Source organism: Olivibacter sp. CPCC 100613 (genome assembly GCF_036959255.1).
GTDB lineage: Bacteria > Bacteroidota > Bacteroidia > Sphingobacteriales > Sphingobacteriaceae > Olivibacter.
Genome location: NZ_JAWMTI010000001.1, coordinates 1472093 through 1497667, shown reverse-complemented (window position 1 = coordinate 1497667; position 25575 = coordinate 1472093). Strand labels below are relative to the sequence as shown.

Here is a 25575-nt window from a genome sequence, read left to right as displayed (position 1 = left end):
CTCTGCGAAGATAAAGCTTTTTACATTTTTCTCATCAATTTCTTTAAAGTGTCTTTATTGATTCTTTTTCGCTCTCGATCAAAAAACCAACCCCACTTGTTAAAGTATTGAATGGCTGATTTCATATGAAGGCGAAGAACCTTGCGATTATGATAGGATTCTTTTTGATAACCATGTGTAATGGATGCAAAAGGATAAAAGACCGTACGAGACACCTGACCTATACGCCGTACCAGATCTACGTCTTCTAAGTAGAGAAAAAAGCGGGGATCAAAGCCCCCTAATTCCTGCAATACAGTATTGCGGACGAACATAAAACAACCGGAAAGACAAGGAATATCTGCTAATTGATCATAGTCAAAGAACGCTAACTCATATTGCTCGTTCAATCGCGCTGCCCACCGGCTAGTCGAGGCAAAACGACGGCCAAATAGATTAAAAGGCGTGGGTAATAACTTGCAGAGTCGCTGCAGTCGCCGGTCTTTATATAGAACCTTAGGCATAGCCAGTCCTACGTCGGGATGTTGATCCATAAAGCTTGTCAATTGTTCAACAACATCGCCACAAAACGCTATGTCCGGGTTAACAATTACATGATAGTCAGAATTTTCACAAAGTTGAATGGCTTGGTTATGTGCAGCACCAAAACCGATATTCTCGGGATAATGATGATATTCGATTCGTTCATCTTCAGCAAAGCTTCGGAAATTATTGTTTGCTGAGTTATCAATGAGATATATCCTTTTCACCAAGGAGGAAGATAGACAGCTGCATACTGCTTCTTGAACTTCTAATGGATCATTATGATAGAGGGCGATGGATACTGTTATTGTCATGGTAATCTTTTAATAGGCTCCACTAAGCTCGTTCCCAATGGCCAGAATCCAAGTTGAATCTTTTGTGCAACTTTGCCGGATTGCCAATAAGCAATGAATAGGATGGAAAGGATTTCGTAACGACCGAGCCCGCCCCGACAACGCAACCTTCGCCTAATGTAACGCCTGGTAAAACGATCACGTTTTCGCCTAACCAGCAACGATTGCCTATATGTACCGGCTTGGAGCGTAGCGGTCGATCAATGGGAGCAGCCTTTGTTTCTTTTTCATCGCACAAGTCATCGAACGAGCCGTGGTTATGATCGGTAATAAAAACTTTGCTGGCAATTAACACTTCGTCTCCTATCCAAACCTGCTCAATGGCACCGATATGAACATAATCATTCAACTGTACGCTTTTACCAAGCTCAATACAAGTGAGTACATCACTTTTAATAGGTAGCGCTTCCAACCGACATCCTACTCCAGTTGTCAGTCCTTCACCTAGTTGAATGTACCGTGCATTACGAATCTCAAAGGGAAACCGTATGATACGGGCTTTCGGATAAAAGACCTTTGTACGAATCCAATGTATGAGCAGTTTTATACTGCCTCCAAAACCGTATTTCTTCAGCATGCTATCTTCTTAATTTGACAATGGCCAGTCGACGAATATACTTGATTAACGAATAAAACACTAAAAATACATACTCTAAAAAGCCAACTACACCAAGCTGGTAGCCTAGCCACATATTTTTAAGTTCTCCTTTTTCCATTTCCTTTAAATTGGATGATAAACCGGAAAAGCCAAAATTTGGCTTGCCATTGCCAGTGATCACTAAGCTTTCGTTCAGTAACACACAATGATGTTCATTGCTTATGCGAATCCAAAAGTTCCCTTCTTCTGCATAACGCTGCTGCTCATCAAAAAAACCTGTGGTTTCGAGTACCTTCCGTTTAAAAAGAACGGTTGGTGTCACAAAAAAGGTTTTATATAATAGGAGATGTGCGGAAATTGGAGTAAGATGCTGGAATTTCTTAAACAACCATCTCTTCCAGTGTTCGCCGTTACGATTAGTGCCGAGGAAATCGATTTCAGGATTTGCCTGCAAAACCTCCATTTGTCTTTTTAATTTATGGGGCAGCCACTCATCGTCAGCATCTAATAAGGCAATATATATTCCTTTTGCTTTACGCATACCCACATTCCTTGCACAGGAAACGCCTCTGTTTGGTTGATTGATTAAATAAAAAGTGATCTCCCCCTTATCTTGTTCGGCTATAAATTGCTCCGCCCTTTCAACAGATTGGTCCCTACTACCATCATTCACGATGATAACTTCTAAGGGTTTATACTGCTGATTGACAACGGAGCTCAGTGCATTTCGGATACTCTGCTCGGCCTGATACATCGGGATGACAACGCTAATCAATGGTAAGCTGACAGTCTCGTTTGAATATAATTTTTTCTGGTCCGTTAGCATACGATGCGCTTTAAGTGTTCGTTTAGCTCTTTTGCTACATTGTCAATGCCAAAGTGCGTTTGTAAGACCATAAACGCACTTTCTGTAGCCTCATTGGTACGCAGTTGAAGATCCAGCATGGAACGAATGTATGCTTCCATCTCTGTCAAATCCGCAAATAATTGTCCCGGTGGATGTGGCACGATTGAGAATAATTCCGAAAAAGAAGGATTACGTAAGGCGAGAATTGGTTTATAAGCGGCAATGGCGTCCATAAGGGACCCGCTACTGGTCAGCTCGTAGTTATCCGAATCATAACAAAATAGGGCATAATCAGCACCATTCAGTGCCTCTTGATATTCGGCTACCGATAACATCTCTTTATTTTTTGGATAGACAACATAGGTATTGAGGTAATTATCCATTTCGGGCAATACGCGCCCAATTACCTTGAAAACAACTTGATGTCTCTTTATTTCTTCTTTAAAGCGGTACGCAAGCTCAAAAAATTGAGAGGATCCTTTCGATAAGCGCGCAACGCCCAAATGAACCAACGTAAGCACACCCTCTTTCTTTTGCCGAATGGCATGCTTTTTAAAAATGTAGGGGTGAGGTATGTAAATTAAATGGGAGGTAGGTATTAGTTGCTGTTGCTGAAGGTAACGTTGGGCACCTTTTTCCAAGACAATATAATATAAAAAGCTTGTCTTCCACCGAAAGGCACCGCGAAGCAGTCTGGCATAGATACGATCAGTGGATTTCATTTGTTTGGTGGCTTTTAACAACGATAAGCCATGAAGCTGTACGACAATGCTCAATTTCTTAAAGAAAAAAGTACGGTAACGACTCAATAACCATTGGGCAGGCGGAGATAAAAAAGAAAAATACACCAAATCTACCTTCTTTCTTTTAGCCTGTATCAGAAGTTTTGTCAATAACCAACATTCCATTAAATGTTTATAAACCCAACGTGTTTTGTTAGCTTGAAGAAGTGCTGGTATGTTTAATGTTCTGTGTACAATTTGAAGGCTTAATGGACTTTGCTCCTTTATTGCCAGAAAATGATCATTAGAGCACCAGAGTTGAATAGTAGCTTTGGGGTAAATCCGTTGAACCACTTGGAGCATAGCTGCGTTAAAGGGTGCATGTTGCACGCCTCGCATAAAGGGTTCTATATAAAACAACTCTTGTTTACTCACGGATGATATCGGTTGGTGCAAAAATTGTCTCAAAAGGTACATACAAGTTATAATATACGGAAATCAAGTTGTAAAGCCGGAAAGCGCCGAATAACAAGAGTACCAAAAAAGCGACCAGTCGTAAACTTTTATCTTTCAAATAGAAAACGAGATAAGCTAATACAAAAATTTCAAACAGTAAAAATCCAGTTGACAGGCGGGCCATAACAGGTAAGCTCACCATAAAGAGAAAGTATATCAGGTTACCGAAGACAAGCAAATTAAGGTACCCCGTATATTTCGGTCGATCAATTTGAGCTACATAGGGCTGAAATACAATAAAAACCGGAATAAAAATAGCCCGTTTAGCAACACCGATTGCAAAAGCAACATAAGGATTACCTGTCATATCCAATGTTTCTTCATTGTAAAATAGCAATTTTTCGCCTACACGCGAATCAACACCGGCAATATGCATAGCCAAACGTACCAGAAGCCCCCCAATATCAACAAAGCCTAAAACGAGTGCAAACAGCAAAGAGCAATAGATCAGCTTTGGTGAAAAACGCATTGGATAAATCCAATAGGCAAAGATAAAAAAGATGGCTGTGATATGAATGAGCGATGCAAACACGATGATGGCTATAAATGGAATGAATCGTCTTTTAGTAATATACGAAATGGACCATAGTGTAATAGAAATGGCCAGGTATTGTCTGACAGCAAAGATATCTGCCATATAATAGCAGAAATACAAGAAAAGGCTCAGCAATAGGATATTCTTATGTTTGTAGATAAACCCCGCCTTCAAACCAATGGTGAGCACAGCCATTAGCGTCAGTAATACACTATAATTATCTGTAAACAACTTTACCACATAATTCAAATAGGTAAAGCCTCTTTCCATCATGTTGGTCTCGGGTTTTTCTACATAATTTTCTACTTTGCTGAAGTAATCGGTATAGGCATACCAATCTGTACCGACATTCCATCGTATCGAACTAATAAAAATGAGTACGAGTACGAAAAACCAGAATATCAGATGCTTGATCTTCTCTGCATTTTTAACCAGGTCTAGGAGTGCAAAAGCACCAAGAATCATATATAGAATAATGTAAATCAACCGTCGATCCTATTACTGTTTTGTTTAAAAAAGGCGAAATCTTCCAGAATTTGCCCTACTGTCTCGCTATTTTTTTTCATTTGATTGCGAAGTGCCTCTTGTGCGTCGCCAAGTGCATTTATATGGTCGGCTATTTCTCGTGGATAGGCGATAATACGTCTCTTAAATTCCGTCATGTTATCTACAATAAAGTAATCAGCGACTCCGTCATAACCCCTTGCACTTGCTCGATGTACAAGTAAGGGTATACCTTTCTGAATAGCTTCCATTACTTTAATTTTTACACCGCCACCTAGGGCAACCGGTACCACCATTAAGTCACATTGCTTAATATAGATGTCAATATTGTCAACCGCTCCTGTTACATGAACATTGGTTGATTGTAATTGGCTGATTTCTTCTACCGGATTTTTACCTACAATATGAAAATGGTACGATGGAGTCTGCGCAAGTAAAGGGGCAAACACTTCTTTTACAAATTGTAAAACCCCTTGAATATTTGGATACCAATCCATCATGCCGATAAAAAGAATATGTCGACATTGCGGCTCATAATGATCTTTTACCTGTTCTAGGGGTAGGGCAGGAGATAAGAGATAACTATATCGATCCGTATTCCGGATTTTATTAAATAAACACCGGTCACTTTCGGAAATGGCTATGAGGCCGTCAGCCTCTTTAACTAACCGCCGTTCCGTGTTACGATACCGAAAATTGGCCAAACCATAAAATTTTCTTTTGAGAGGGTTCTCGATACGAAATTGCACGTATTCAAGATGATTCCCATATTCGTAATTATGTTGATTAAGCACGATTTTAGCCTTTGGAAGAAGCCTTCTAATACCTGGCATAAGATAGGCAGAATAGAGCTCAAGTATAACGAGTGTATAATTGAATTGTACCAATTTTTTACGAACGGTACGCTTTAAGTTGGCAGACTCGTGAAAAATATTATGCCCTCTCTGCAAGAGTCGAAGACGTTCACGATTTGGATTGATAGATTCTTCCGAGACTTCCTCAATATGACACGGTAATTTGCTGATTAACGAACGACCGAAATCAGTACGTGGCCCTCGAAGGGTAATGACATCGACAGGTGCTTTAGAAGCAAATGCTAATATATTATTCATGGCATACATGGAGGCACCATCGCCGGTGACATCGAGACGTAAAGCTATATATAGTATTCTTGCTGCCATTGCTTGCTCCAAAAATACAATTATTAATGTTTTAATGAATTTTTTGCGTTGTGTAGTTTTTTCCTGAGCATTCCCAGAAGCCCATACAAATGGGGGTTACGAAAAACAAAATATTGGATACTTCCATAAACAAATGCACTAATGGTCATTACCAGCACTAGCTGCAATAGTAGTGTGTGGGTGTACATTGTGATAAATCGATAAATAATCACGGTCGGCAATATCGATATTAGCGCTTGCCAAAGCAACTTCCAGGCAGGTCGAAATTGGATTTTCTTCAAGGCAAAAAATATTAATAAAATTAATACCGAAAACTCAGTGATAACGGATGATAAAGCCGCACCTAATTGACCAAAAAATGGAATAAGGCTAAAATTGATCAGCAAACTGATAAACATGCCAGCGATAGCGGCCCAAAAAAAAAGTTGTTCGTTATTAGTTGGATTAAGAATTTGCATACCGAAAACATTACTTAGGCTTACAAAAACGATAGAAGGAGCTATTGTTTTAAGGGAACTTGTAGCCTCCAAGAATTGCGATCCCGCATACAGAGGAATGATGAGGGGTGCCACAATATAAAGACCAATGCTTGCGGGCACACTCAGTAAAATAGTGTACCCGAAGGATTTTTCCAACAACATAATTGCATGTTCCGTATCGTTCTCATGAAAGGCCTTTGATAAGGGAGGAATCAATACCGTTGAAAAAGCGACGAAAACCATGATAACCAGCTTGATTAAACGCGCTGAAGTGGCATAATAACCCACTTGCTCCGGTGTGGACAGAAATCCTAAAAGAGCCGTATCCAATACTGTATATACACTGGTGACTAAGCCAAGGGAAAAAATATAAAGCAAAGCCTTGCTATGTTTTTTAAAAATATTTTGAACCGGCCGGAGATATACAAAGCGTCTTGCATATGTCATATTGAAAAATGCGTTGATTAAAACTGCCAAACAGGATATCCCGTAGTACCAAGCCTCATCCCCAGATCCATTTACCAATAAAAAAATAGCTAAAACGGAGCCGATTCGTATCAATAACGTTCTTTTCGTGATATAGGGAAATTCTTCCATTCCCTGAAATAGCCATTCGACAACAAATAATTGGAAAAACAACACCATTGCCCCAAGAAAAAACAACGGTTGGTAATGCTTAAAATAGGGCGCAGTAAAAAAAATACCAATATAAAGCAACAAGGCCAACCCCGTAGTGCATAGATGTATAAGCAATAGTTCGCTAAACACCTCTGATCGTTTTTCCTGTTGGTCTTTTAGTTTGGCAATCTCCCGAACACCATATATAGGAATACCCAAGGCCGCTATTAATATGAAGTACTGTGTAACACTATCCACAAAACTTACGTTTCCTATGCCAACAGGGCCCAAGATGCGTGAAACATAAGGAAACGTGATCAAGGGAAACAGAATCTGGCTAACAGATAGAAGGACATTGTATAGCGCATTCTTTTTTATGGTACCCATAATGAAGACAAATATAAGAGAAAGATGGAAACATAGGCTTTTTGTTGAATAAGCTTTGACAATTGGTCTTTAGAGAAATGTAGTAAAAAAACTACCTTTGCCATCTCGGCATACATCTTGCTAAGAACATTTATTATTCTGAACATGAGAAAATACGTATTTATTTTTTTAATCTCCTTTGTTTCTCTGCATTTTTCTCCTGTTATTGTCCATGCACAGGCGCAATACATCCCTTTTTCTCACCAGCTTTATCAAAAATTAGATCGAACGCTCTACAGCAAAGATACACGTTTGCATACAAGCATTAAACCATTAATTCTTGACTCGCTTTTGCAACCCACGTACGACTCGCTTATGAATTTAGGCGTTCGCGACCGAAATACTTGGTTGGGACGTAAACTCTTCAATGAACACCTGATTAATGTAAAGGGAGAGGACTACACTTTTTATGCGGATTTTTTGCCTGACTTTCAGATTGCTCGATCATTCAACGAAAAACGGAATCCATGGACTAATACGCGGGGATTTCAAGCAGGTGTTACCATCGGTAATAATTTTTCTTTTTATACAAGCTTTTATGAGAATCAGGCGCTTTTTCCGGATTATGTGACTGATTATATTGAAAAAAACAAAGTAATACCAGGGCAGTTCGGCAAACTCTATGATCAGAGAACAGGTCGTAGTCAAGATTGGGCATATGTGACTGCCAACGTTTCTTATACACCGATAAAATACCTCAACATCACTTTGGGTTACGATAAAAATTTTATAGGAGATGGCTATCGTTCTATGTTACTTTCGGACGTCTCATCTCCTTATACATTCCTTAAGTTAACCGGTACGTTGGGTAATGTCCGATATATGAGCATGTGGACGTATATGCTCGACCCCTTTGCATCAAGAGATAGCAGCACCGTGACGGATATTTATAACCGCGAAAATATGGGTGACTTAGGGAAATGGGGAGCCTTTCAATACTTAAGTTGGAATGTAAATAACCGACTTTCTCTCGGTTTATTTCAGTCTATCTTGTGGGCGCCGAAGAACGCTGCGGGCAAGCGTGGCTTTGACGTTAACTATCTTAATCCAATTATCTTTTTACGCCCTATTGAAACGGCCAACAGCAATTCGCCCGACAAGGTACATATCGGGGCCACAGCTAAATATAAGGTATTGGATAATATGGCGGTCTATGGGCAACTTCTGCTGGGAGAGCTCTATACGAAAGAATTGTTTAGCGGCAATGGATATATCAATAATAAAAATGCCTTTCAGTTAGGATTCCGCGGATTTGATGCCTTTGGTATCAAGAATTTAAATTATCTTGGTGAATACAATAGTGCCAGACCCTACACCTATCAGCATTTTACTCCGATAACGGCATACACCAATTATAACCAACCGCTGGCTCATATATTGGGCGCTAATTTTAGGGAATTTGTAGGACGCTTAAATTATTCTTACAGAAAATTTGATTTTTCGTTTCATGGGAATTTCGCTCGGTATGGTATTGATCCTGACGCGGGCACCAACTATGGCGGGAATATTTTTAAGTCATACGAAAATTATGTTCAATTGTATGGCAACAGAATCGGACAAGGTATTGCTACCGATCTGACTTACTTGGACCTTCGGGCTGCCTACTTAATTAATCCTAAATATAATTTACGCTTTGAAATAGGCGGAGTTTTCAGGCAGGAGAAAAATGAAATCTGGACAAATAAGACCACTGTGCTAAACGTTGGCTTGAGAGCCTCATTCAGAAACTGGTACCAAGATTTTTAATAGATTAAAACTAACTTGGAGATTTTTTGTTGCAATTGCAGGAAAAATGATTTTAATTGATTTAATTTGGCAGTATTGTTGTAGCGAAACATTGTAGAAGGCCGTTTTTTAAAAACCTTTTATTTTCGAATATATTTTGACAAATGTTTTTTAACACCAATTCATATTTTTTTATTCAGCGGAAAAAGACAGAAGGGGCTTTAATTTTTTATACCGACACTTGGTTGTATTTTCGGGATAGAGAAAAACATATTGCATATTAAGTAATTTATTTAATAAAATTCTATTGGATTGATTGGCACCTTTGGTGAAATTTATAAAATTCACTTACCTTTGGTAGTGAATGTTTAACTAAAACAATTCGTATGCTAACATCATTACTTCCTTTTATACTTGCATTCCTGACGGCGTTAATTACGATTCCCGCTATCATTAAGGTCGCTTATTCGAAGCGGCTTGTAGATGATCCATCACTTGAATCGAGGAAGATACATAAATATTCTGTGCCGAATTTAGGGGGAGTAGCTGTATTCAGCGCGTTTGCCTTGGTCAGCTGCCTTTTCATCAATGATAACATGTTGCCAAAAGCAAATTTTATCTTTGCTTCAGGCATCATTATTTTCACCATCGGCTTGAAGGATGATTTGGTTGCTTTGGATCCTTATAAAAAGTTTATTGCCCAATTTATCACCGCTTTTATTGTTGTTTATTTTGCTGATATTCGTTTCACTAATTTTTATGGTGTGATGGGAATTTACGAAATAGGACCTATTCTTAGTTATACTTTCACAAGTTTTGTGGTTGTGTTTATCATTAATGCCTTTAATTTAATTGACGGCATTAATGGGTTATTGGGGTCCATTTCCCTTTTTGTGTGTTTAATTTATGGGGCACTGTTCTGTTTTGTAGACGAAAAAGGCCTAAGTGTTCTTAGTTTCAGCATGGCAGGAGCGGTTTTAGGTTTTTTGAAATACAACATGAGAAAGCGTGCTCGCATCTTTATGGGCGATGCAGGAGCCTATTCAATCGGTTTTATTGTGGCTATTTTAAGTATTCAATTTGTTGAAATCTATAAATCTGATACCATAACAGATTCCCATCCTTGGATACATACCGCACCAGCAGTTGCTATCGCCCTGCTAATTATGCCGATATTTGATACATTTAGGGTTTTTACACTGCGTATTCTACGGGGAAAGTCTCCTTTTATGGCTGATAGAAACCATCTACATCATCGGTTGTTAGATTTGGGATTAACACACTTACAGGCCTCAGGCACCATTTTAACAACGAATGTTCTGATTGTTTCGTTGGCGCTCTCTATTCAGAACCAAGTGCAAACAGCTGAATTGATGATGCTTATTCTCTTAGCCACGGTGTTTTTTAACATGATGCTCTGGATCTACGAAGTGAAAAATGTAAACCGAATTCAGGTTATTCAACGAGCGCGATCTATCGCTTCAAAGGCCAATAAAAACCTCGCTTCTAATCTGGAAAAAGTAAACAATACGGCTATCGATTCAAGCTTGGCTGAAGTACGGATACTGGCAGCAAAGGAATATTTAGCTGAACCACATGAATCGGAAGCCGCTAAACGTTTTACACAGGAAGTGCTAGAAAACTTAGAAAGAAGCAAGAATTAATAAGTGCATTAGTAGCTGTTAGAGGAACAGCTACTAATGCACTTATTAATAATAAAAAACTCCTACCGAATAGATAAGAGTTTGATAGATCTTTCAAAAATTAACTTTATTTTTTTGACTCGGTATCACACACCTCGGTGTATGATGATCCCAGCTCCTCCAATTCTATTTCTTCTTCTACTGAAAGTATAATAGCATTTTGATATTCGTAAGCAATCCACGCCCAAAGTGCGCCAAATAGGACTATCGCAAAAAAAATAAATGAAATCATGTCAATTGGTTTTGTTTGATTTGAAAAAGTTTTAATAATCTGTTAGCTATTTATAAAACACCCCAAATGCCTTGGCGCGCTTTATCCCTTACAACATGCAAAAAACTGATTGTGCTTGCTTGCCCCTCAATGGTTTATATTACATCTTGTTAGGTAAAAACAAACCTAATAGTTTGCATCGAAATTTGCAACAGATAATTTCATTTTTTTTTAAACATTTCTTAACGTCCTAAAAATGATACAAAATTGCACAATAACCGGTCACTTCTTGCAATAATGAATCTTTTGCAGGAGCTTTGACAGCTGCAATCGTCAACAAATGTCACTTAAAACAAAAGCTTTTAAGGGTTTTGCATGGAACTCCTTGGAAAGTATACTGGTGAAAGGGCTAAGCTTTATCATCAGCATACTGGTTGCCCGTGTGGTCAGTCCTGAAGCTTACGGCCTCGTAGGCATGCTCAGTATATTTTTAGCTTTATCAACTCTTTTCATTGAAGGGGGCTTTAGTAAGGCCTTGGTACAACGTAAAAATTGTTCGCAAGTCGACTTCAGTACGGTTTTCTACTTTAACATCGCCGTTAGCCTCCTGATTTATATCCTTCTTTATTTTTCAGCTCCTTTTATTGCTCGTTTTTACCATCAGCAAGAACTGATTTCTTTAACAAGAGTAATGGGACTGCAATTCATCATCGCCTCCTTTATGGTAGTGCAGCGCGCAAAACTGCTCATCGATATCGATTTTAAGACGCAAGCCAAAATCAATATCATGGCCGTCTTCATCAGCGGCGCTGTGGGGCTGTACATGGCTTATAACGGCTTCGGTGTATGGGCCCTGGTTGGTCAAAACCTGGCGCTGACGCTTGCTACCTCCTTGCTGATGTGGATGCAGGCGAAATGGCGTCCCAGTTGGGTTTTCTCCTGGCAAGCTTTTCGTGAAATGTTCGGCTACGGTTCCAAGATCCTGATTGCGGGCTTGTATTCGACCGTGCTGACGAATGTATACACCATTGTGATCGGTAAATGGTACCAAACGAAGGCCTTAGGCTTTTACGCCCGTGCCAATTCGCTGGCCGAAATTTCTTCGGGAACAATTAACCTCATTGTTACGAACGTCACTTTTCCGCTGTTTTCAACGATTCAGCAAGATCGGGAAAAGCTCATCAGCATTTATAGTCGAATGGTAGCGATGACCGCCTTTATTATTTTTCCGAGCATGACACTCTTTGCCGTAGTGGCTAAACCTTTCATCTTGCTTTTCTTAACGGAAAAATGGCTGCCGGCTGCTCCCCTACTCCAATGGTTATGCCTGGCACGTATGTTTACCCCGGTCAGCTCCTTAAACTTGAATTTATTGAATGCCGTAGGGCGTTCGGATCTCTTTTTAAAAACGGATCTATCGAAATTGCCGATCATCATCGCAACCATGTTCATTACCCTTCCACTTGGTACAAAAGCCGTGGTCATTGGTAGTTTTATCGTGAATACATTAAGCTATTTTATCAATGCCTACCCTTCGGGCCGCTTATTTAATTATGGGCCTTGGAAACAATTGCGCGATTGCTACAAGATTATTATTGCCACGATCGGTATGGCTGCCTGCAGTTATGGTAGTATGCTGTTGGTGAGCAAACCTTTGATGCAGCTACTATTTGCGATAGCCGTAGCCATAGTGAGCTTCTTCGGCCTTGCCCGGCTGCTGAAGATTAAGGAAATGGACGAATTAAGCTATGCCTTGGTTAAATTGAAAAACCGGAAGCAGCCTATAAAAGAAGCTTAATAAACCAAATCATCAAAAAAAACAACTATTCATCCATATTCAAATCAAAAAATTAAAATAAAATAAAAAAAAGCACAGATACGAGGCACCTTTCGGTAAAAAAGACAAAAAAGCAAAAAAAGATCGTCTTAAAACACAAAAAATACTAGTTTTACATCGTTTTCTCAGCGATGCCTCAACCAAAGACTGTACATATCGACGAAATCAACCAAATAAAACGCTTGAAAGAAGGATGTACACGAACTTTTCAGGCGATCTACACCCAGTATAACGCACCGGTTTTTTCGTATCTACGGAAGAAAATGCAGTCGGAAGAAAATGCAAAGGAGGTTATGCAACTTACCTTCATTAAATTCTGGCGATACAACAGCCATCTCTCCCTGGAAATTTCATTGGCCACACAACTATTTCGAATCACTCGAACCTGTCTCATCGACTTCCTGCGAGAAAAAGCACATGAGCGCGCGATCAAAGCATCTTTATCCAATGAAGTGAACGATCAAACAAATAGTGAATTACCCCCGCTTTCTAGGCTGGCTTACGCTGATTTAATAAAACAGCTGGATAATTTACCGCCTATTAGAAAAAAGGTCTTTTACTTAAGTAAGGTGGAAGGTTATTCGAATAAAGAAATTGCTACTCAAATGCATATTTCGGTAAAAACGGTTGAAGACCATATGACAAAAGCCCTTAAAAAATTGCGTTCCAGCATTGTTTTTCCAATTCTTTTAATAATTTCTCAATTTTAATTGTTATCGAGCAGGGGTTACCTCCTGTGTTAACCGTATTGTTTTTATAGAATGATACGGTATGCTTCCTAACGATTTACTAAAACGCTTCCTTGAAAATAAATGCACCGCGGAAGAAGCGGAATTCGTAGCGGATTACTTAAAAACCCATCCGGAAGCCTTGGAGCAACTGCTACCGGAGGCAGAATGGGAACAGACATTGCATGCCCATGGCCAGGCACGTAGGCGTCCCTCTTATCACCCGGCGCCATGGATATATAAAGCAGCCGCTATTGTACTACTTTCACTGGGAATCATCGTCTTGCTTCATGAAAGACAGCAAGAAAGAAAGAAGACCTTGAGCCAAAGCAAGGAAATCACAACGATAATCCACAGGGACATGCGGGAAAACAGAGGCGACAAAGTGCTTTCCTTTACATTGGAAGATGGCAGTGATATCCAGCTGGAACCGAACAGTAAGATCGAATTTCCACTTGATTTTAAGGCTGATCGGACGGTTACACTCTCGGGAATGGCCAGATTCGATGTGGTGAATGATCCGGAACATCCTTTTACGGTATGGGCAAAGGGCGTAGAAACAACCGTTCTGGGTACGCGATTCGAAATAACAGCCTATCCAAAACAGGATCAAGTGTCGGTTAGGCTACTGACGGGAAAAATCAGCGTTCGCAATAAAAATCAGCCAAAAAGAACCATTCTTTTGCCAGGTCAACAATATATCTCCTCTGCCAAGGGTGAGCACTTAAGCAACTTTTTACAAAAAGAACCTAAAAAGGTATCCTCCTTACAGGCAAATACAAATCTCCATGTTATCCGCAGAGGAGATAGTTTGCTATTTAACAAACAACCTTTAAGTTATGTCTTCACCGTACTCAGCGAGGAATTTGAGGCACCGATCGATTTTAATAAGAAGGCCGTTTATAAGAAATTCTTCACGGGCTATGTCGTCAAAAGCAGACCACTGGAAAAGGAATTATCGAAAATCGTATTGATGAACAAACTGCTACTGGAGCGCGATACAACGAACCATCAATTACTAATTAAATAAACAATTTAACCCAATCAAGCATGAAAAAAACACCTACATTTTTAAAATGCCGATTACCGGTGATTTTGCTAATAAACCTGCTTTTTAGCCAGCTATTCGCGGCTGCGCAAAGCGGCAGGGGTATTAGCGGAGCCGTCTCAGATGCTGACGGCGAAATTATTCCCGGGGTATCGGTTCAACTGAAAGGAGCGAATAGTTATACGGCAGCTACCATGACGAACGGAAGCGGTATTTTTAGTTTCGAGAATCTACCTGACAACGGCCCCTATACCCTTACTTTCAGCTATATCGGCTTTGAAAAGAAAACACTGAGCGGCTATGAAGTAAAACCAGGTGAAAAAGTGTCGATCTCGGTGAGCCTGACAGCGGATGTGGCTGACCTGGATGAAGTAATTGTAACGGGTTATAGTACGCAGCGTCGCCGGGAGGTCACCGGCGCAGTAGCTACCGTAGGGCCGAAAGAAATAGAGAACATTCCAGTTCAGTCTTTCGATCGCGCCATGCAAGGACAAGCGGCAGGGGTACAAATTAACGCGGCAAGCGGTGTACCTGGTGCACCTGTGCAAATGAATATTCGGGGGGTAGGATCAATAACGGCGGGAACACAACCCTTGTTCATTATTGACGGTGTTCAAATGAATAGCACCACGACAACCACTACGACAGCCAGCAATCCGCTCGCATTTTTGAATAATAATGATATTGAATCAATTACCGTGCTTAAAGATGCAGCTGCAGCTTCTATCTATGGTGCACAAGCGGGTAATGGCGTGGTGGTTATTACCACGAAGAAGGGAAAGGCGGGCCAAAGCCAAATCAATTTTAATACCTATGTTGGCTTTACATCCCCCATGCCCAGCGTAGATATGATGTCTACGCAACAGTTCTTGCAAGCACGCATGGAAGCAGTGAGCAACCGATATCCAAACCGAACGGACTCCGTAAACCGTCGAAATGTGCTAACAGGCTTGGGCTTGGATCCTGCACTTTCAGACGCGGATCTGGCAGCTTTACCAACCTACGACTGGCAAGATGCTGCTTTTAGAAATGGTTCTTCTCAGAACTATGAGCTTTCTTTTAGTGGTGGCAATGAAAAAACGAGCATCTTTTTATCGGGATCTTACAATAAGCAGCAAGGGGCCGTCATTGGATTGGATTTTAATCGTGCGACCGCGAAAGCCAATATCAGTCATAAAGCAACGGATTGGCTGACGGTTGATTTTAACTCGAGCTTCGGATCGGTGGTACAGAACGGGATTTCAGGCAGCGGAGGAAGCACAGGTAATTTTGCGGCTCCGCAATACGCGGCACCGATGATGCTACCTTTTGTGCCGATCTATAATCCCGATGGCTCTTTTAATGCGCCAACTAGTGGATTACCGGGCGATTTACGGCATAATCCGATCTTCGCAACGGAAGTGAATGAAATTAAAAGCCGTACACGATCTTTAGTCGGCAATACAGCTTTTACCGCCAAGATCACAAAAGACTTATCCTTCAAGTCTTTCTATGGTCTTGACTATCGGACGGTCTTCGCCGCCAATTATACGGATCCGCGGACAATTGATGGTTTTGCCAGAAAGGGTTTATTGCAGTTAAATACCTATGAAAATATTAACTTCATGACCAATCAAACCTTCAACTATAATACAACGATTGGCGACAAGCACTCACTTTCTGCCCTGTTGGGTGCGGAATACCGCAGTGAAACACGCGACTATAATTTTTCTTCGGGTGAAGGCTTTCCGACTTTTCAATTCCAGACCATGCAATCCGCCGCTACACCCGTTAATGTTTCGGGCAATTGGACGGGTTTTAAACGTTTGGGCTTTTTCGGCCAGGCGAATTACGACTATGACAAAAGGTATTTTGTAAGTGCCGTGCTTCGCTATGATGGCTCGTCCCGATTTGGCGCTAACAACCGTTTTGGCTGGTTCCCTTCTATTTCGGGTGCTTGGGCGATTGATCAGGAGGATTTCCTGAAAGGAACCGCTTGGATCGATCAATTGAAACTTCGTGTAAGTTATGGCGAAACGGGTAACGATCAAGTGGACAATTTTGCTTCGCGTGGCTTGTATAGTGGCGACCGGGCTTATAATGCACTACCTGGTATCCGGCCGACAAGCGTGGAAAACAAAGACCTCAAATGGGAACGTAATGTAACGTATAATATCGGCTTGGATATGGCTTTCTTTGATAGTCGAGTGGCTTTTACCGCCGAAGCTTTCCGAAGAACCAGTAAAGACCTCCTGTTGGAGCAGCCTTTGCCTTATACTAGTGGATATGAAAACATTGCCCGCAATCTCGGTGAATTGAGGAATCAAGGACTGGAGTTTTCGTTGAATACGCACAATGTTAAAAGCGGTAATTTTAACTGGACGTCCAGCTTCAACATTACCCTCATCGATAACAAGGTAACGAAATTATATGATGGCTTGGATGTATTACCGGGCGATCAGACAATTCGGGTGGGATCACCGCTTTATTCTTATTTCCTTGCTCAATATGCCGGCGTAAATGCGGCTACCGGAAAAGCTATGTGGTATGATGGGAACGGTAATATTACCTATAACCCGGTGAGTCCGGCGGATTGGAAGGTTTATGGTAGCCAACTGAGTGATGTGTATGGTGGTTTTACCAATACGTTTAGTTATAAAGGTATCGAGTTATCGGCCTTTTTCCAGTACGATTATGGCCGCGATCTATACAATTCGCAGAATACTTTTTGGATGCGAAATGCGGCAACGTTGCGGAACGGTTTGGAAAGTAATTTCTTGGAGCGATGGACGGGCCCCGGGCAAATAACGGATAGCCCGCGTCCGATTGATGGGGGTTCGGAATCGAATATGGCAAGCCAATACCGCAGCAGCAGTCGCTTCCTGGAAGATGCTTCGTATATCCGTTTAAAAACGCTGACACTGGCTTACGCGCTTCCGGCAGCCATAGCTGCCAAGATCAAAGCACGTCAGATTCGTATTTATGCGCAAGGGGTTAACTTAATTACCTGGACGAAATGGTCCGGCTATGACCCCGAGTTTTATATTGATCCTTCAGCAGATGCTACGTTTACTTCTAATCAGGGAGCGATTCCACCTTTAAGAAGTTACACCTTTGGTTTGCAAGTAGGTTTTTAACAGAAATTGAATCATGAAGAAATTTATAAATATAGTGATATTGACAGGAATGACGCTAGGTAGCCTGTCTTGCAATAAACTTTTGGAAGTTGATCCGAAACAATCCATCGATTCCAATACGGCCTTAGGCAGCCAGGAAGCAATAGACGCAGCTGTAAATGGCACCTATGCTCGTCTACGGGAAGTAGGACTCTATGGGCGCGACTTGATTGCCATTCCGGAACTGTTAGCGGATAACGCGATCAATACCGGTGCAGGAAATCGTCTGGTAGGACAGGGCATCAATCAGGCCGGTTCGCATATACAGACTGAAACCTGGCAGTATTGTTATTACATAAACAATCAGGCTAACTTAATTTTAGAGGCCCTGGATACCTATGACGGCGATGAGGCTTATGAAAATAACATTGCCGGCCAGTTACATTTTCTACGCGCCCTGGTTTATCATACCTTAATGAAGGCTTATGCCTACGACCCTACGGCCATTGTGGAACCCTCGGATCGAGGAGGGGTTCCGATCATTAATCAGGGTGTGCTGAATACGGCACAAATCGACTTTACCGCACGCCCTACGATTGCTGAGGTGTATGATTTTATTTATAGTGAATTGGATAAAGCGATTTCGCTCTTACCTGCTAATAGCAATAAAATAGCGGATCAAACTTTCGCTTCTTTGGCAGCCGCCCATGCGTTGTATTCGCGCGTTGCCTTATACCGTGGAGACATGGCTAAAGTAATAAGTGAAGGGGAACTGGCCATCAACACCAGCGGCTTATCATTAGCCTCAACTGACCAATTTGTCAATACCTGGAGAACGGATAAAAATCCGGAATCCTTTTTTGAAGTTGCTTTTGTATTGGCTGCGGATCATTCAAATACAACCAATGAATCGTTAAGAGCTACCTTCACCACTCGAATGACGGCCAGCTCAACCACAACGGTAAGTCATGGCAATGTAGTGCTGAGCGAAGAGCTTTATAGTCAGTACAGTGAAAATGATGTGCGAAAAGCGTTGATCATGCCTGGTTTAGGAAGTAATAGCAGTCGGTGGGAAATTACCAAGTTTGTGAGCCGAAGCGGCATCAATAATATCGACAATGTACCCGTAATCCGCCTTCCTGAAGTGATACTGAATATGGCGGAAGCTTATGCAACACCGGGTAGCGCGGTTTACAATGAGTCTGCTGCACGTACGGAACTAAACAAGATCAGGGAGCGTGCCGGTATTGGAGCGGCGACTTATAGCGGAGAGGCTCTTTTTAACGATATTATTCTGCAACGCCGATTGGAGCTGGCTTTTGAAGGGCATCGCTTCTTCGACCTTAAACGTTTGGGCAGGGATATTATAAAAGAGTCAGGTAATGTTCAACATGGTGATTTTAGAATCTTAGCGAACATTCCGGTAAGAGAAGCACGCCCCAATACGCAGGTAGAACAAAACCCAGGTTATTAAAAATGATTAACATGAAAAAACTGATATATCTAATAGGACTTTTACTTCCATTGGTTTGGACAGGATGCATGAAAGACCATAAGGAGGACTTCCAGTTTCGCGAGGCCCTCGTTGAATTTGAAGACGCCACGACGAACAATAATGTAGCCGGTAAAGATTATCCGCTATTAACGGCCTTAAATAATGGTTCGGGAGAAAAGACTTATCGGGTCAATCTACTGGGAGAACAACTCGGAGAAGACCAGGCGCTGGCTTTCCGTATAATAGGCGAGGAATCAACGGCCGTTGAGGGTACGCATTACAGTCTTCCTGAAGGTAATATCGCTACCTTACCGGCAAACAGTAGTTTTGCGCAGTTAAAGATTAATGTGCTCGATTTTGCTTCGGCAAGCGGTACGGTGCAACTTGTTCTTGAGTTAACCGGCAATGAACAAGTAAAGGCCAGTGAACGCTATAAGCGAATTGGTATTCGAATCAACCTACAATAGAAGAAAAGGCGGGTAATCCCGCCTTTCTTTTTTGTTTTATCGCTATAGATTTGGATTCTGTTGGGTTTCTTCCAATGGAATTGCAAAGAGATAGTAACGGCTATCAGCAACAAAATCACTCCCGTCCGGAAAACGAACAATCCGATGTCCTTGGGCATTGACCGTTTTACTGGTGCCTTCCGGTGTGGTAACATTCACCTTGATCGGATCGCCATTGGCATCCACATAGGCTTTGCGCTCGACTTTACCTTGCGTCCGTAGAATATCGGATAAAGAGAAGCCCTCGCCCCATAGTTCTTTCCGACGCTCGATCAGAATGGCTTGAAGCAGATCATCGGCCGAGCCACCGGTGAATAAAACAGCTTGCCTGGCCGCACGCAGGGTATTCAAAGCGGTAATCGCCTGCTCTGTTTGACCAGCTCTTGCGTAACCTTCGGCTTCAATCAGGTACATTTCCGCTGAACGCATGTATACGATGTCTCCAATGAGATTGGATTTGAATTTGAATTTTTTATAACGTAAGAATCCTTCTCTACCAGGCAAGCCATCCCACTCAAACAAGCCGTTGCGGATATCCTGTTGGTCAAAAAAGTTTTTGAAGTAAGGATCCGCCATGTAACTGTAATAATAGGAACCGGATGACGATACGTCTAAAAAGTGGAAGGTATAGCTCGCGGTATTTTGTTCCGTTGTCTGCCCATGTCCCCAGATCCATTCGACGTTCTGCATATCATTGAAACCATCGCTATAACTGGCCGCAGGCATCAGGGTATAGCCTTCACGTGCTGCTGCTGCAGCTTGCGCTGCCTGTAGCCAGTCGCCTGTATTCAGGTAGGTACGTGCCAATAAGCCATTAACAACGGATCGATCGATCCGATATTTTTCGGTACTTGGCCGACTGTAATCGGCCAATAAAGTCACGGCTTCCTGTAAATCGCTTTTAATAAGCGTGTAGATCTCTTCCAGGGAGGCTTTTGGTTTACCTTCGGTCTCGATGGTGGTAGGCTCGGTATAAATGGGAACCGTTAATGCCGTCTTATCTTTTAGGTAGGAAAACTGATAATAAGTAGCCAAATTAAGATAACAGAAAGCCCGAAGTGCTTTCGCCTGTCCTTTCAGCTGTGCCTTTTTCGCATCATCGCCTTCTGCCGCGTCCACCTTCGCGATTACATTGTTGCAATTGTCAATCACTTTATAAAGCAGCGTCCAAAAGGATTTAACCCGATTGGTCGTTGCGTTATATAACTCTGTAAAAGCATATGCATCGCGATAACCATATTTGGTAGTTACCGCCACATCACTCCCCATGGCATCACCGGTGCGCATAAATGCGGTATAGCCCGGATTGGCATAGGTAAAATAGGTATCATTCAAATAACGCCAGGTTCCGTTAACAACGGTTTCTATATTATCAACGTTTTTATAAATTTCCGTATCTGCTACCGCATCGGTAGGCGAAGTATCTAAGTCCTTGCTGCAAGCAGTCAGCAGCAAACTAAGAACACTCAGGATATATATTGTTTTTCGTATCATTTTATTTCTTTTGATTTTTAAGCTATAAGCTTTGCGTACTGAACCAACACAAAACCAACAACTGCTCACAACGGACAACTCGCAAGCCACAACTATAAAGTGAGCTGCAATCCTGCGGATACCGTCCGCATTGCCGGATACCTAAAATAAGTAGCTCCATTAACGGTTTGCTCCGGATCCATTCCTTTATGCCCATAAAAAGTTAACAGGTTTTCGCCTTGTAAAAACACGCGCAGATTGGCAATTCCTAAACGCTCTATTAAATGTTTGGAAAAGTTATAGCCAACACTCACATTCTTTAAACGGGCATAAGTAGCCGAATAAAGAAAACGTGTTGAAGCAGATGTCCAGGTTAAATTATCGGTGGTTAAGCGAGGAACATCGGTCTGTGTATGCTCCGGTGTCCAACGATTCAGAATTTCGGTACTCCAGGCACGTCCCGGGCTACTGCCATTGTGCATAAGCTGGATATAGTCATTATCCAATACCTTACCCCCTAAACTAAAGCTAAGCAATGCGGATAAATCAAAACCTTTGTACGTCAAGGTGTTGCTAAAGCCACCGACAAGATCGGGAAGGGAGTTATCTTGAACAAATAAACCTGCCTGGCCATACTCTGAAGTGGTCTCTGATGTTTGGTTTCCCTGATCATCTGCCTTATACCAAAGTGGGTTTCCCGTAGCGGGGTCAACACCTGCCCAGGTTGGTAAATAGAAATCATAGATGGAGCCGCCAACGGCTAGGAGCTTGTTGCCATTTGGAATGGGCCGACCACCATTTGGCAATTCCGTAATTTTGTTTTTGTAATGGCCCAAATTCAGATCCAGGTTCCAACGTAAGTTTTCGTTCCGAATGGGTACAGTTTGCAAGGTTATTTCGAACCCACTGTTCTGCAATGCCCCTATATTGGCATCATATCCGGGGAAACCGGTAGAGGGTGCTTTGGGCATGGTATACAGCAAATCTTTACTTTTACGATTAAAATATTCGAAACTGGCGGCTACGCGTTGATCTAAGATCGCGATATCCAAGCCTGCATTGAAATTCAGGTTGCTCTCCCATTTTAAATTCGGTGTTGGTAAGCGCTGCGTGACGGTTCCACCTTGCCCAAGATTATTGGAAATGGCATACAAACCTTGGTAGGCATAATAGATAGGATTTCCACTCGATAATAAATTATCGTTTCCTTGGGCTCCGTAACTTGCGCGCACGGTTAATTGATTGATTAAACTGTTATCGCGTAAAAACGCTTCCTCCGCGATTTTCCAAGAGGCACCTACCGACCAGAAGGTTCCCCAACGGTTATCGGGAGAAAAACGAGAGGAACCATCAGAACGCAAGGATCCTGAAAGGAAATAGCGATTCTTATAATCGTACTCCACTCTACCTAAAAAGCTCAACATGCTGTAATCGACCGAAAAGCCGTTGAATGAATTGAGTTGCGAGGCGGCATCGGGCTCATAGAAACCAGGTAATACAAAGCGCTCGCGACTACCGTCAATATCGGTATTCTGAAATTTATAGAATTCCTGTCCGGCCAATACATTTAAATGATGGTCGTTGAAGGTTTTTTCATAGGTCACGATATTATTCCAAGTATAGGAAGTTCTTCTACGGTTCGACTTAGCAACGGACCCTTGGTATTCCGCCCCATCTCCAAGTACGGGATTCACGTAATCATGTGTATTGCGGTTAATGTAGTCGATGCTGTAAGTGGTGCGGAATTTCAATTCGGGTGTAATAACGGCTTCCAAAAAGGCCCGCCCGGAAAGGTTTTCGTTTCGGATTTCATTTTTATCCAAAGGAAGGGAAGCGGCCAGGTTATTACGTGGAATGGCGGCACTGGGTCGATATTCACCGAAATCGTAGATCTTATTGCCCTGCTCGTCCAAATGATAGGAACCGTCGGCATTACGTTCATAATAGGGATAGAATGAAGGAACCAAACGGGTGAAGTTAATGATGTTGGCCGTATTGCTGTCTTCTGATTGCGGATATTTCTGTAGGCTACTGCTTACGGCTACATTTAACCCCGCATTTAGCCATTTTTTTGCCTGTGTGGTAACATTAATACGTGCATTGTAACGTTTAAAACCCGATTCAATGGCGATACCTTGGTCGTTGAGATAACCACCGGAAAAATAGTAGCTCGACTTTTCATTACCTCCACTAAAACTTAAATCGGCCTGTGTGCGACGGCCGGTACGTTGCAGGACATCGGCCCAATTGTCATTCCAGAGTGGCGTAGCACCTGAAACGATTTTACCATCTAAACCGACCGGTTGCGGATAATTGCTTCCATAGGGATTGATGTTCAGATCGGTGAGCAGCTGATCGCTGGCATTCCGTGCAGCCTGCTCACCTGCCAAGCCGTTTGATAGGTTTTTATTCCGTAAAGCTTCCCAATACAACTCGAAATATTGATTGGTGGAAACCTGCTCATAATCCTTTACCGCCCGATCGGATATTCCTTGCGTGAAATTAAAATTAATCGTCGTTTTTCCGTCTTTCAGGCCTTCTTTCGTTGTAATGATAATCACACCATTCGCGCCGCGTGATCCGTAGAGGGCGCTGGCGGCTGCGTCTTTGAGTACACTGACCGACTTGATGTCATTTGGATTGATCGCATTGATATCGCCACTATAGGGATTGCCGTCTACTACATAAAGCGGTGCACTGGACGCGTTGATGGATCCGATACCGCGGATGCGGATTTCCGCATCTGTGCCGGGTTGTCCGGAAGAAGATACCGACTGCAAACCGGGAACTTGTCCTTGCAGGGCCTTGCTGACACTCGATACTTGGCGGTTGGCTATTTTTTCTTGAGAGATGGCAGCCACTGAGCCGGTGAAACTGGAGCGTTTGGCCGTACCATAGGCAACAACCACAACTTCATTTAAATCATTGTTCGCTGGTTGAAGGGCGATGGAAAGCTGATTGCCTGCGACGGCCTGATCTTGTGGCTCGTAGCCTACATAACTAAAACGTAGTTTAATTTCGCCGGCCGGTACCTGAATGCGATAAGCACCATTGGCGTCGGTATGGGCTGATTGGGTCCCTCCTATTACGCTGATGTTTACACCAGGTATAGGTTCTTGATTTAATGCATCGGTCACGGTACCTTGTACGGTGATGGTTTCTTGCCCCCAAACAGTCCCGACAAAGAGCAGGAAGGTTAGCAAGAAACTAATAGAAGGTGCATAGTTGTTAAGTAGTTTTTTTTTATTCATATGTAATTTTTCCCCAACGCATCGCAATACCTACCTATGCCTTTTCGGGATGGTGGTGCGAATGAACCATATCGTCCGGAATGGATATGATTGTCCGACTTATCAGCTCTGCTTACAGCAGAAAGGAATAAGCACCTTGTAAAAGAGTTTACAGGTTGCTAAGACTTCTTCGGGCCTTTCCCTCCGTCTTTCTGGATAAGTATGCATCGTTAGCGTTTTGATGCGGCAAATATATTAGATATTACCGAAAGTATATAGGATTACTAGATTTTTATTACAAAAGAAAGACCTTATCAAAGAATTGGATGATTAATCCTCCCAACCTTCTTTGGCCGGTGGTGGTAAGTATTTACCCTCTGCGTTTTTATATGGATTTTGGAATACACGGCGACCCCGCCTGCTGCGAAATAAAAAAACAATATTCAAAAGGGCGCCGCTCATTAAAGCAATCATAGGGAAAGATAGGCCTCTGCGGAGGATACTATATACACCGAACAAAAAGAGCAGTCCCCAAGCAACGGTGATGGAATCAGCCAAATGGTTGCGTGCGGTGGGTATTAATCTAAAACGTAAAGCTTTCATCATAATGCAGGTATTTGTGTTAAACAACGATTTATTGCTAAGTTACAAATTATCAGCTATTTAAAAAATAAATCTAGCTTTTTTTTACGCATAAAGCTACCATCCGCTCCGGTTTGAAGCTCGGAAACGCTTAATTTTTCTTTGACATGGAATTTTTCTTTATTGCCTAGGGATCAGATGCCTGTTCTCATCTCCATATTTCATCAGAATAGACAGATAGCTTGACGTCGGCGTCTTTATGCTATATTCCAAAGTGCCTGCTTCCGGACAGATTCGTTTAATTGTAATTAAATCGCCGTCCAACATTTGCAGCGTCGTCGAACCTTGTTTTTTGGTCAGGGTATCAATCCTATCGGGTGTGTAGTGGATCTCCAAGATTCCGCTTTTACTGACAATGGAAACTTCAACAGGTACGAGATGAGAGCCTTCTTTTGTGCAGCTTAATAAAAACGACGTACAGATGAAAAGTAAAAATTTTAATTTCATGCGGTTGATTTTGATGTAAAAAAATAAGTTTAGTAGACAACCTATCCTCACCGGATATCCATACAAACTTAGTACGAATCCACCGCATGCGTGTACACAAATTTCTGGCAGAATAAGCTCAATTATCACGCTTC

General features: G+C 41.9%; 19 protein-coding genes and 1 riboswitch. Of the genes, 8 read left to right on the top strand and 11 right to left on the bottom strand.

Annotated elements, in window-relative coordinates; translation table 11 throughout:
- Nucleotides 1-20 precede the first annotated feature (20 nt).
- The 7 genes from RYH73_RS06090 to RYH73_RS06060 are packed head-to-tail and all read right to left on the bottom strand — an operon-like array spanning nucleotide 21 to nucleotide 7262.
- Nucleotides 21-836: a glycosyltransferase gene (locus tag RYH73_RS06090; RefSeq protein WP_335312509.1), complete on the bottom strand. Its 816-nt coding sequence runs from the start codon at nucleotides 834-836 to the stop codon at nucleotides 21-23.
- A 22-nt stretch (nucleotides 837-858) separates the two neighbouring features.
- Nucleotides 859-1452: a DapH/DapD/GlmU-related protein gene (locus RYH73_RS06085; RefSeq protein WP_335312508.1), complete on the bottom strand. Its 594-nt coding sequence runs from the start codon at nucleotides 1450-1452 to the stop codon at nucleotides 859-861.
- 1 nt (nucleotide 1453) lies between these two features.
- On the bottom strand, nucleotides 1454-2299 hold the full coding sequence (locus RYH73_RS06080; protein WP_335312507.1) for a glycosyltransferase family 2 protein: 846 nt from the start codon (nucleotides 2297-2299) through the stop codon (nucleotides 1454-1456).
- On the bottom strand, nucleotides 2293-3477 hold the full coding sequence (locus RYH73_RS06075) for a hypothetical protein (RefSeq protein ID WP_335312506.1): 1185 nt from the start codon (nucleotides 3475-3477) through the stop codon (nucleotides 2293-2295). The genes RYH73_RS06080 and RYH73_RS06075 overlap by 7 nt, the downstream gene beginning before the upstream one ends.
- Nucleotides 3470-4558: an EpsG family protein gene (locus tag RYH73_RS06070; protein ID WP_335312505.1), complete on the bottom strand. Its 1089-nt coding sequence runs from the start codon at nucleotides 4556-4558 to the stop codon at nucleotides 3470-3472. The genes RYH73_RS06075 and RYH73_RS06070 overlap by 8 nt, the downstream gene beginning before the upstream one ends.
- 17 nt (nucleotides 4559-4575) lie before the next feature.
- Complete coding sequence (locus RYH73_RS06065; RefSeq protein ID WP_335312504.1) at nucleotides 4576-5778, bottom strand: glycosyltransferase; 1203 nt, start codon at nucleotides 5776-5778, stop codon at nucleotides 4576-4578.
- Nucleotides 5779-5801: 23 nt separating this feature from the next.
- Nucleotides 5802-7262, bottom strand: coding sequence for a flippase (locus RYH73_RS06060; protein ID WP_335312503.1), 1461 nt, complete (start codon nucleotides 7260-7262; stop codon nucleotides 5802-5804).
- Nucleotides 7263-7406: 144 nt separating this feature from the next.
- Between RYH73_RS06060 and RYH73_RS06055 the strand changes: the two genes are divergently transcribed.
- The 8 genes from RYH73_RS06055 to RYH73_RS06020 all read left to right on the top strand — a co-directional run bounded on the left by RYH73_RS06055 (nucleotide 7407) and on the right by RYH73_RS06020 (nucleotide 19610).
- Nucleotides 7407-9047: a gliding motility protein RemB gene (locus RYH73_RS06055; RefSeq protein WP_335312502.1), complete on the top strand. Its 1641-nt coding sequence runs from the start codon at nucleotides 7407-7409 to the stop codon at nucleotides 9045-9047.
- A gap of 365 nt (nucleotides 9048-9412) precedes the next feature.
- Nucleotides 9413-10690: an MraY family glycosyltransferase gene (locus RYH73_RS06050; RefSeq protein ID WP_335312501.1), complete on the top strand. Its 1278-nt coding sequence runs from the start codon at nucleotides 9413-9415 to the stop codon at nucleotides 10688-10690.
- Nucleotides 10691-11280: 590 nt separating this feature from the next.
- Entirely contained in the window at nucleotides 11281-12738 is a 1458-nt protein-coding gene (locus tag RYH73_RS06045; RefSeq protein ID WP_335312500.1) for a lipopolysaccharide biosynthesis protein, read from the top strand.
- A gap of 170 nt (nucleotides 12739-12908) precedes the next feature.
- Entirely contained in the window at nucleotides 12909-13487 is a 579-nt protein-coding gene (locus RYH73_RS06040; RefSeq protein WP_335312499.1) for an RNA polymerase sigma factor, read from the top strand.
- A 61-nt stretch (nucleotides 13488-13548) separates the two neighbouring features.
- Nucleotides 13549-14535 (top strand): FecR family protein, encoded by a 987-nt coding sequence (locus RYH73_RS06035; RefSeq protein WP_335312498.1) that lies wholly within the window; start codon nucleotides 13549-13551, stop codon nucleotides 14533-14535.
- A gap of 20 nt (nucleotides 14536-14555) precedes the next feature.
- A complete protein-coding gene (locus tag RYH73_RS06030) occupies nucleotides 14556-17669 on the top strand; it encodes a SusC/RagA family TonB-linked outer membrane protein (protein WP_335312497.1) in 3114 nt (1037 codons plus the stop codon).
- A 13-nt stretch (nucleotides 17670-17682) separates the two neighbouring features.
- Nucleotides 17683-19122 (top strand): RagB/SusD family nutrient uptake outer membrane protein, encoded by a 1440-nt coding sequence (locus RYH73_RS06025; RefSeq protein WP_335312496.1) that lies wholly within the window; start codon nucleotides 17683-17685, stop codon nucleotides 19120-19122.
- 11 nt (nucleotides 19123-19133) lie between these two features.
- Nucleotides 19134-19610 carry a DUF4843 domain-containing protein gene (locus RYH73_RS06020; protein WP_335312495.1) on the top strand — a complete coding sequence of 159 codons (477 nt, stop codon included), beginning with the start codon at nucleotides 19134-19136 and terminating at the stop codon, nucleotides 19608-19610.
- 42 nt (nucleotides 19611-19652) lie between these two features.
- Here the strand turns inward: RYH73_RS06020 and RYH73_RS06015 are convergent, their stop codons facing one another.
- The 4 genes from RYH73_RS06015 to RYH73_RS06000 form a co-directional block, all read right to left on the bottom strand.
- Nucleotides 19653-21143 (bottom strand): RagB/SusD family nutrient uptake outer membrane protein, encoded by a 1491-nt coding sequence (locus RYH73_RS06015; protein ID WP_335312494.1) that lies wholly within the window; start codon nucleotides 21141-21143, stop codon nucleotides 19653-19655.
- 92 nt (nucleotides 21144-21235) lie between these two features.
- Nucleotides 21236-24373, bottom strand: a complete 3138-nt coding sequence (locus RYH73_RS06010; protein ID WP_335312493.1) for a SusC/RagA family TonB-linked outer membrane protein — start codon at nucleotides 24371-24373, stop codon at nucleotides 21236-21238.
- 96 nt (nucleotides 24374-24469) lie between these two features.
- Nucleotides 24470-24575: riboswitch (SAM riboswitch) on the bottom strand.
- A 107-nt stretch (nucleotides 24576-24682) separates the two neighbouring features.
- A complete protein-coding gene (locus tag RYH73_RS06005; RefSeq protein WP_335312492.1) occupies nucleotides 24683-24958 on the bottom strand; it encodes a hypothetical protein in 276 nt (91 codons plus the stop codon).
- A gap of 156 nt (nucleotides 24959-25114) precedes the next feature.
- Nucleotides 25115-25330, bottom strand: coding sequence for a hypothetical protein (locus tag RYH73_RS06000; protein ID WP_335312491.1), 216 nt, complete (start codon nucleotides 25328-25330; stop codon nucleotides 25115-25117).
- Nucleotides 25331-25575: the final 245 nt, after the last annotated feature.

What these genes read in the sequence shown, in the direction of transcription:
- RYH73_RS06090 (WP_335312509.1), bottom strand. Translation starts at nt 836, where the DNA reads ATGACAATAACAGTATCCATCGCCCTCTATCATAATGATCCATTAGAA.
- RYH73_RS06085 (WP_335312508.1), bottom strand. Translation starts at nt 1,452, where the DNA reads ATGCTGAAGAAATACGGTTTTGGAGGCAGTATAAAACTGCTCATACAT.
- RYH73_RS06080 (WP_335312507.1), bottom strand. Translation starts at nt 2,299, where the DNA reads ATGCTAACGGACCAGAAAAAATTATATTCAAACGAGACTGTCAGCTTA.
- RYH73_RS06070 (WP_335312505.1), bottom strand. Translation starts at nt 4,558, where the DNA reads ATGATTCTTGGTGCTTTTGCACTCCTAGACCTGGTTAAAAATGCAGAG.
- RYH73_RS06065 (WP_335312504.1), bottom strand. Translation starts at nt 5,778, where the DNA reads ATGGCAGCAAGAATACTATATATAGCTTTACGTCTCGATGTCACCGGC.
- RYH73_RS06060 (WP_335312503.1), bottom strand. Translation starts at nt 7,262, where the DNA reads ATGGGTACCATAAAAAAGAATGCGCTATACAATGTCCTTCTATCTGTT.
- RYH73_RS06055 (WP_335312502.1), top strand. Translation starts at nt 7,407, where the DNA reads ATGAGAAAATACGTATTTATTTTTTTAATCTCCTTTGTTTCTCTGCAT.
- RYH73_RS06050 (WP_335312501.1), top strand. Translation starts at nt 9,413, where the DNA reads ATGCTAACATCATTACTTCCTTTTATACTTGCATTCCTGACGGCGTTA.
- RYH73_RS06045 (WP_335312500.1), top strand. Translation starts at nt 11,281, where the DNA reads ATGTCACTTAAAACAAAAGCTTTTAAGGGTTTTGCATGGAACTCCTTG.
- RYH73_RS06040 (WP_335312499.1), top strand. Translation starts at nt 12,909, where the DNA reads ATGCCTCAACCAAAGACTGTACATATCGACGAAATCAACCAAATAAAA.
- RYH73_RS06035 (WP_335312498.1), top strand. Translation starts at nt 13,549, where the DNA reads ATGCTTCCTAACGATTTACTAAAACGCTTCCTTGAAAATAAATGCACC.
- RYH73_RS06030 (WP_335312497.1), top strand. Translation starts at nt 14,556, where the DNA reads ATGAAAAAAACACCTACATTTTTAAAATGCCGATTACCGGTGATTTTG.
- RYH73_RS06025 (WP_335312496.1), top strand. Translation starts at nt 17,683, where the DNA reads ATGAAGAAATTTATAAATATAGTGATATTGACAGGAATGACGCTAGGT.
- RYH73_RS06020 (WP_335312495.1), top strand. Translation starts at nt 19,134, where the DNA reads ATGAAAAAACTGATATATCTAATAGGACTTTTACTTCCATTGGTTTGG.
- RYH73_RS06015 (WP_335312494.1), bottom strand. Translation starts at nt 21,143, where the DNA reads ATGATACGAAAAACAATATATATCCTGAGTGTTCTTAGTTTGCTGCTG.
- RYH73_RS06010 (WP_335312493.1), bottom strand. Translation starts at nt 24,373, where the DNA reads ATGAATAAAAAAAAACTACTTAACAACTATGCACCTTCTATTAGTTTC.
- RYH73_RS06005 (WP_335312492.1), bottom strand. Translation starts at nt 24,958, where the DNA reads ATGATGAAAGCTTTACGTTTTAGATTAATACCCACCGCACGCAACCAT.